Below are 7,159 nucleotides of genomic sequence, written 5' to 3'. Positions count from 1 at the left end.
CCCCCCGCGCTGCCGCGGCTCCGTCCGAAGCCAGCCACGCCACTGCTTTCGAATGGCAGTTCCGCAGCCCGGACAAGGCCCCAGGCCGCATCCGGGACGGGACAATGGCCACGCCTGGATCCCGGATGCGCTTCGCTTGTCCGGGTTCGGGTGACGCGCGGGGAGTTGCCACCCGCTCAGGGAGAGAAGGGTGGGCCGGGTATAATCCCGCGCCCCCGGCGATGCCGGGTCCGCCACCGTCCCGGCAGCCCAGTCCAGCGTCCATGTCCCTGCAGAACCCCAAGGTGGGCTTCGTCAGCCTCGGCTGCCCGAAGGCCCTCGTCGACTCCGAGCGCATCCTCACCCAGCTGCGGGTCGAAGGCTACGACATCGTCCCCAGCTACGACGCCGCCGACGTGGTCGTGGTCAACACCTGCGGCTTCATCGACTCGGCCGTGGCCGAATCGCTGGACGCCATCGGCGAGGCGATGAACGAGAACGGCAAGGTCATCGTCACCGGCTGCCTGGGCAAGAAGTCGGAGATGATCCGCGAGCAGTACCCCGACGTGCTGTCGGTGTCCGGCCCGCAGGACTACACCAGCGTGATGGAAGCGGTGCACGCGGCGCTGCCGCCGAAGCACGACCCGTTTCTGGACCTGGTCCCGGACTACGGGTTGAAGCTGACCCCGCACCACTACGCGTACCTGAAGATTTCCGAAGGCTGCAACCACCGCTGCAGCTTCTGCATCATCCCGTCCATGCGTGGCGACCTGGTCTCGCGCCCGGTGGACGAGGTGCTGCGCGAGGCCGAGCGCCTGGTCAAGGGCGGCGTGCGCGAGCTGCTGGTGGTGTCGCAGGACACCTCCGCCTATGGCGTGGACGTGCGCTACGCACCGGGCACCTGGCGCGGCAGGGAATACGCCACCCGCATGAAGGCGCTGTGCGAAGGCCTCTCCGAGCTGGATGCCTGGACCCGCCTGCACTACGTCTACCCGTACCCGCACGTGGACGACGTCATCCCGCTGATGGCCGAGGGCAAGGTGCTGCCGTACCTGGACATCCCGTTCCAGCACGCCAGCCCGCGCATCCTCAGGCTGATGAAGCGGCCCGGCGCGGTAGACAAGACCCTCGAGCGCATCCAGCGCTGGCGCGCGATCTGCCCCGAACTGACCCTGCGTTCGACCTTCATCGTCGGCTTCCCCGGCGAGACCGAGCAGGAGTTCGAGGAGCTGCTGGACTTCCTCGACGAGGCCCAGCTGGACCGCGTCGGTGCCTTCGCCTATTCGCCGGTGGAAGGCGCGGCCGCCAACGCGCTGCCCGGCGCCGTGCCCGAAGAGGTCAAGCAGGAACGCCTGGCCCGTTTCATGGAGCGCCAGGGCGAGATCTCGGCCGCGCGCCTGGAGGCCAAGGTCGGCAGCGTGCAGCGCTGCCTGGTCGACTTCCTCGACGGCGAACTGGCCATCGCCCGCTCCATGGCCGATGCGCCGGAGATCGACGGCGTGGTGCAGATCCAGGACGGCCGCGACGCCGGCCTGCAGCCGGGCGAGTTCGTCGACGTGCGGATCATGGGCAGCGACGAGCACGACCTCTACGGCGAAGTCGAGTACGCCGAGACCGGGGACACCTCGCCGCTGGCCCTGCGCGTGATCTGAAGCACCGGCGCCCGGCGGGCGCCCGTCGCGAGGGCAGGGGGCGGTCTTCCGCGCCCCGCCGCGCCTACACGTCGTATTCCACGCCGATGATGGCGAAGCGCGCCGGTCCGCCCGGCAGCTGGGCCTCGACCTCGTCGTCGATGCGCTTCTTCAGCAGCGCCCGCGCCAGCGGCGAATCGATGCTGATCCAGCCGGCGCCGGCATCGGTCTCGTCCGGGCCGACGATGCGGTAGCGCGCGGTCTCGCCGGTGTCGATCCGCTCCAGTTCGACCCATGCGCCGAAGAACACCGCCTCCGGATCGGCAGGCGCCTGGTCGACGACGCGCAGCGCCGGCACGCGCTTGCTCAGGTAGCGCACGCGCCGGTCGATCTCGGCCAGCTGCTTCTTGCGGTAGGTGTACTCGGCGTTCTCCGAACGATCGCCTTCGGCTGCCGCCGCGGCCAGCGCCTTGACCACTTCCGGGCGTTTCACCCGCCACAGCTCGTCCAGCTCGGCCTTGAGCCGTTCGTGGCCTTCGCGGGTGATCAGGGCGGTGCTTTTCTCGGGAGGGGGGCGCCAGCGGGACATCGGGATTGCGGATTGCAGGTGGAGAGGATCAGCGGCGGCCGAAGATGCCGCCGAGGATGCCGCGCACGATCTGGTTGCCGATCTGGCCGCCGTACTTCCTGCCGGTCTTGCCGCCGATGCTCTCGCCGATCGAGCTGCCGACGCTGCGGCCGATCGAGCCACCGACGTTGCGCGTGGTCTGCTTGGCCACCGATTCGACCACGCCCTGGCGGCGCTTTGTGCCAAACAGGAATTCGTTGATCTTCTGGCCGAAGCCGCCTTCCGCGGAGTCCTTGCCGGCGGCCGGGGCGTCCTGCGCGGCGGCCTGCACGCGTGCGGCGAGGATCTCGGCGGCCGATTCCCGGTTCACCGCGTTGTCGTAGCGGGTGCCGACCGGGCTGCCGGCGCGCACCTTCATGCGTTCGGACTCGGTGATCGCGCCCATCCGGCAGCGCGGCGGGGCGATCCTGGTCTGCTGCACGGGCGAGGGCACGCCCTTGTCCTGCAGCGTGCTGACCAGCGCCTCGCCGGTGCCCAGCTGCGAGATCGCCGCGGCCACGTCCAGCTTCGGGTTGGGCACGAAGGTCTGCGCCGCGGTCCTGACCGCCTTCTGGTCGCGCGGGGTGTAGGCGCGCAGCGCGTGCTGCACGCGGTTGCCGAGCTGGCCGAGGATGTTGTCCGGCACGTCGTCGGGGAACTGCGAGCAGAAGTACACGCCCACGCCCTTGGAGCGGATCAGGCGCACGACCTGCTCGATGCGCTGCTTCAGCGCCGCCGGCGCGTCGTCGAACAGCAGGTGCGCCTCGTCGAAGATGAAGGCCAGCTTCGGCTTGTCCAGGTCGCCGACCTCCGGCAGGGTCTCGAACAGCTCGCTGAGCAGCCACAGCAGGAAGGTCGCGTACAGGCGCGGCTTGAGGATCAGCTGGTCGGCGGCGAGGATGCCGATCACGCCGCGGCCGTCGTGGTTGACGCGCATGATGTCGGCCAGTTCCAGCGCCGGCTCGCCGAAGAAGCGTTCGCCGCCGTCCTGCGACAGGCGCAGCAGGGCGCGCTGGATCGCCGCCACCGACTGCGGGCTGACCAGGCCGTATTCGGCCGAGATCGCCTTGCGCTCTTCGGCGACCAGGTTGAGCAGGGCGCGCAGGTCGTCCAGGTCGAGCAGGAGCAGGCCGCGGTCGTCGGCCAGCTTGAACACGATGTCCAGCACGCCGGACTGGGTGTCGTTCAGCTCGAGGATGCGGCCGAGCAGGGTGGGGCCCATCTCGCTGACGGTAGTGCGCACCGGATGGCCGAGCTTGCCGTACAGGTCCCAGAACACCACCGGGCTGGCCGCCGGGGCCCAGTCGGCCACGCCGATCTCCGCGGCGCGGGCCTGCAGCTTCTCGCCGCCTTCGCCGGGCACCGCCAGGCCGGCCACGTCGCCCTTCACGTCGGCCATGAACACCGGCACGCCGATGCGCGAGAAGCCCTCGGCCAGGGTCATCAGGGTCACCGTCTTGCCGGTGCCGGTGGCCCCGGCCACCAGGCCGTGGCGGTTGCCGTACTTCGGCAGCAGGGTGACCGAGATGTCGTCGGTGACGCCCTTGCCCAGCAGGATCGGGTCCATTCGTTGCCCCAGCGGATTCCAGTTCGTCCGGGGATTCTAGCGGGCCGGGCCGGGTTGCCGCGCCCCGCCGCGCAGGGCTACCCTGCCTGCCGCTCCGTGCCGCAGAAGTCCCGATGTCCGCTGTGTTGCTGAAGTCGCGCTGGCCGCTGGCCGCGCTCCTGCTCCTGTCCTACCTGCCGTCCTCCGCGCTTGCCCAGCGCGTGTCCGCCAAGGACCGTGCCGCTTCCGAGGCGCTGGTCCAGCGCATGGCCGCCGCCGAGCAGCGCTACAAGGACGCCGTGGTCCTGGTCCGCAACGGCGACGCCAGGGGCGTGGAGGAGAGCAACGCCGCGCTGGAGGACATGGAGGACGTGGTCGACGCCTGTTCGAAGCAGAAGGGCTGCCCGATGTCGGACATGCTCGCCGCGTGGAAGCGCCTGCTGAAGACCGAAGTGGACGTGGCGGCCGAGGAGGACGAGGGGCTGGAGGAGGACGAGCCGCTGGAGGCCGATACCGCCCTGGCCGCGGACATCCCCGAGGCCGCGCGCACGATCCGCCTGCTCGGCGACGACCGCCGGCACGCCTTCGACCACATGGTCCAGTTCAACCCGGCGATCCAGGCCGGCATCCGCCGCTGGCTGACCGACATGCGCCCGCAGCTGATGACCAGCTACGAGAACTACCAGTACATGCGCCACCTGATGTGGCCGGAGTTCGAGCGCCGCGGCCTGCCGGAGGCGCTGCTGTTCGGGATCATGGCCAAGGAATCCAACGGCCGCGTGCACGCCACCTCGCGCGCCGGCGCCGCCGGCCCGCTGCAGTTCATGCCGGCCACCGGGCGCCGCTTCGGCCTGGGCCCGGACGGTACCGGCTTCGACACCCGCTACGACCCGCGCAGCGCCGCGGCCGCCAGCGCCGCCTACCTCAACGAGCGCCTGCAGCAGCTCAACAACGACCTGGAGATGTCGCTGGCCGGCTACAACGGCGGCGAGGGCCGCGCCCTGCGCGTGCACCGCGCCAACGGCGGCACCGGTTTCTGGAACGTGTCGGCCTACTCGGAGTTCCCGCCGGAGACCCGCGACTACGTGCCGATGGTGATCGCGGCCGCGTGGATCTACCTGCACCCGAAGCAGTACGGCGTGGTGTTCCCGAAGGTCGAGCCGCACCCGGCGACGCTGAAGCTGGCCGCGCCGTCGAGCATCTACGAGCTGACCATCTGCCTGGGCAATGCCGGCAGTCGCGACGGCTACATGCGCGCGCTGCGCAACCTCAATCCGCGCTACGAGGCCGACAGCTGGATCCCGGCCGGGACCGTGCTCAACGCCACCCCCCACATCGCCAGCCTGTACCAGCGCCACTGCACCGGAGGCGCGCGCGCGCAGCTGGCGCAGGCGCTGGTCCGCGCCGACCCGACCGCCGCCCTGGTGCGCGACACCCCGGCGGGCAACGTGGCGGTGGGCAACCTGGTGCCGCTGCCGGGCGTCGCCGCGGCGCCGGCGCCGAAGGCCAAGGCGAAGCCATCCAGCTACCGCGTCGCCAAGGGCGACACGCTCGGCCGCATCGCGCAGAAGCACGGCTGCGATGTGAAGTCGCTGGCGCGGGCCAACGGGCTCAAGGCGCCCGGCTACAGCGTGCGCGCCGGACAGCAGATCAAGCTGGAAGGCTGCCGCGGCTGAGGCGGCGGCTGCGGCGCTTCCCGACAGGGCCGGCACCCGGGTTGCGCGCGCCGGGCGCCGCGTCACGGGCGGGCGGGCAATCCGCCCCGGAAGTCGGCTGCGCGGACGTGCCCGCGCAGCCTCGCCTCAGCGGCGCAGGTGGGCCAGCGCCTGGCCCAGCTTCACCGGCGATTCGGCGGCCAGGCCCGGGGCCAGGTCCGCCGCGCCCGGCGGCAGCAGCACGATCACGGTGGAGCCGTAGTTGAAGCGCGCCATCTCGGCGAAGCGCTCCAGCACGATGCCCTTGCCGCGCCAGTCCTTGCGGGTGATGTCGTCGCCGTATTCGGGGATCTCGACGCCGCTCCACACCGTTTCCACGCCCGAGACCAGCAGCGCGCCGACCATCACCGAGGCCATCGGTCCGAAGTCGGTGTCGAAGTGGCAGACCAGCCGTTCGTTGCGCGCGAACAGGCGCGGCACCGAACGCACCGCGGCGGTGCCGACGCTGAACAGCCGGCCCGGCACGTGCACGGTTTCGCGCAGCACGCCGGTCCACGGCATGTGCACGCGGTGGTAGTCGCGCGGCGACAGGTACACGGTGGCGAAACTGCCGCCGGCGAAGACCCGCGCCGCCTCCGCGTCGCCGAGCAGCTCGGCGGCGGTGAAGCCGTGGCCCTTGGCCTGGAAGATGCGGCCGTCCTCGCCGATGGGGCCGAGCTGGCTGATGTGGCCGTCGGCCGGCATCAGGATCGCGCGCGGATCCGGATCGGGCACGCGCGCGCCGGGCTTGAGCGCGCGGGTGAAGAAGGCATTGAAGGTGGGGTAGGCGGTCGGATCCGGCTCGGCGGCTTCATCGAGGTCGACGTTGAAGCGGCGGGTCACCGTGTCGATCAGCGTCTGCTTCAGCCACGGGTTCTCCGAGTACGCGGCGCTCCGGGCGATGGAGCTGAGCAGGCGGTGCGGCAGGGCCCAGGTCAGCGCGGTGATCAGGCTCAAGGCGCGGCCTCCGCCTGGTCCAGCACTTCCAGGTCGCGGGCGATGGCCAGCGGCTGGAACGGCGGGCGGATCAGTCCGGCCAGGCGACCCTGCGGGTCGAGCAGGGCGATGTTGGCCGAGTGGTCGACGCTGTAGTCGTTCGGGTTCTGGTCGTAGCCCTTGCCCGGCACCTTCATGAACACGAAGCCCAGCGAGGTGGCGAACTTCTCCAGCGCCGGGATGTCGGCGGTGGCCGCCAGGGTGTCCGGATGGAAGGCGTGGGCGTACTCGCCGGCCTTGGCGGGGGTATCGCGCTCCGGGTCGACCGAGACGAACAGCACGCGCGGGCGGGTCGATTCGGGCAGCGCCTCCCACTGCTTCTGCGCCTGGGCCAGTTCGGCCAGGGTGGTCGGGCACACGTCCGGGCAGAAGGTGAAACCGAGGAACACCAGGGTCCAGTGCCCGGCCAGTTCGCCGGGGACCAGCGGGGTGCCGTCGGACTGGCGCAGGTTGAAGGCCGGCAGCTGGCGCGGCTGCGGCAGCAGGGTCACGGTCTGCAGCTCCGGCGCGGGCGCCGTGGCGTCGCGGTCGAGCAGGTGGAAGGCGGCCAGCAGGCCCAGGCCGGCGGCGAGCGCGGCGGCCAGGATGTAGGCGGTGGTGCGGTTGAACATGCGCAGGTCCGGCGTCGTTCGGGCCGCACATGATACCGGCCCGGCGGCCGCGGGCCGGTGAGCGGCGGGCGCGTGGCCTATAATTCCCGGCCCCT

Annotated in this window: 6 protein-coding genes; 2 read left to right on the top strand and 4 right to left on the bottom strand. The window is 71.2% G+C overall.

Features of this window, described 5'->3' with window-relative positions:
• The first annotated feature begins 263 nt into the window (after positions 1-263).
• Positions 264-1,631, top strand: coding sequence for a 30S ribosomal protein S12 methylthiotransferase RimO (gene rimO / locus M503_RS0114985; protein WP_028919599.1), 1,368 nt, complete (start codon positions 264-266; stop codon positions 1,629-1,631).
• 64 nt (positions 1,632-1,695) lie between these two features.
• On the opposite strand, the gene greB is transcribed toward rimO, so the two are convergent.
• Complete coding sequence (greB, locus tag M503_RS0114980; protein ID WP_028919600.1) at positions 1,696-2,199, bottom strand: transcription elongation factor GreB; 504 nt, start codon at positions 2,197-2,199, stop codon at positions 1,696-1,698.
• A 28-nt stretch (positions 2,200-2,227) separates the two neighbouring features.
• The gene (locus M503_RS0114975; protein ID WP_028919601.1) at positions 2,228-3,784 is read right to left on the bottom strand and encodes a helicase HerA-like domain-containing protein; all 1,557 of its coding nucleotides are present in this window, start codon (positions 3,782-3,784) and stop codon (positions 2,228-2,230) included.
• 113 nt (positions 3,785-3,897) lie between these two features.
• On the opposite strand from M503_RS0114975, the gene M503_RS0114970 reads away from it, so the two are divergent.
• Complete coding sequence (locus tag M503_RS0114970; RefSeq protein WP_028919602.1) at positions 3,898-5,439, top strand: transglycosylase SLT domain-containing protein; 1,542 nt, start codon at positions 3,898-3,900, stop codon at positions 5,437-5,439.
• Positions 5,440-5,565: 126 nt separating this feature from the next.
• On the opposite strand, the gene asd is transcribed toward M503_RS0114970, so the two are convergent.
• Entirely contained in the window at positions 5,566-6,414 is an 849-nt protein-coding gene (gene asd / locus M503_RS0114965) for an archaetidylserine decarboxylase (protein WP_028919603.1), read from the bottom strand.
• Positions 6,411-7,064: an SCO family protein gene (locus tag M503_RS0114960; RefSeq protein ID WP_028919604.1), complete on the bottom strand. Its 654-nt coding sequence runs from the start codon at positions 7,062-7,064 to the stop codon at positions 6,411-6,413. Before M503_RS0114960 ends, asd begins: the two co-directional genes overlap by 4 nt.
• Between the last annotated feature and the right edge of the window lie 95 nt (positions 7,065-7,159).

The sequence above is a fragment of the Pseudoxanthomonas suwonensis J47 genome (genome assembly GCF_000513955.1).
GTDB lineage: Bacteria > Pseudomonadota > Gammaproteobacteria > Xanthomonadales > Xanthomonadaceae > Pseudoxanthomonas > Pseudoxanthomonas suwonensis_C.
This window is presented reverse-complemented; position numbering and strand designations above follow the sequence as displayed.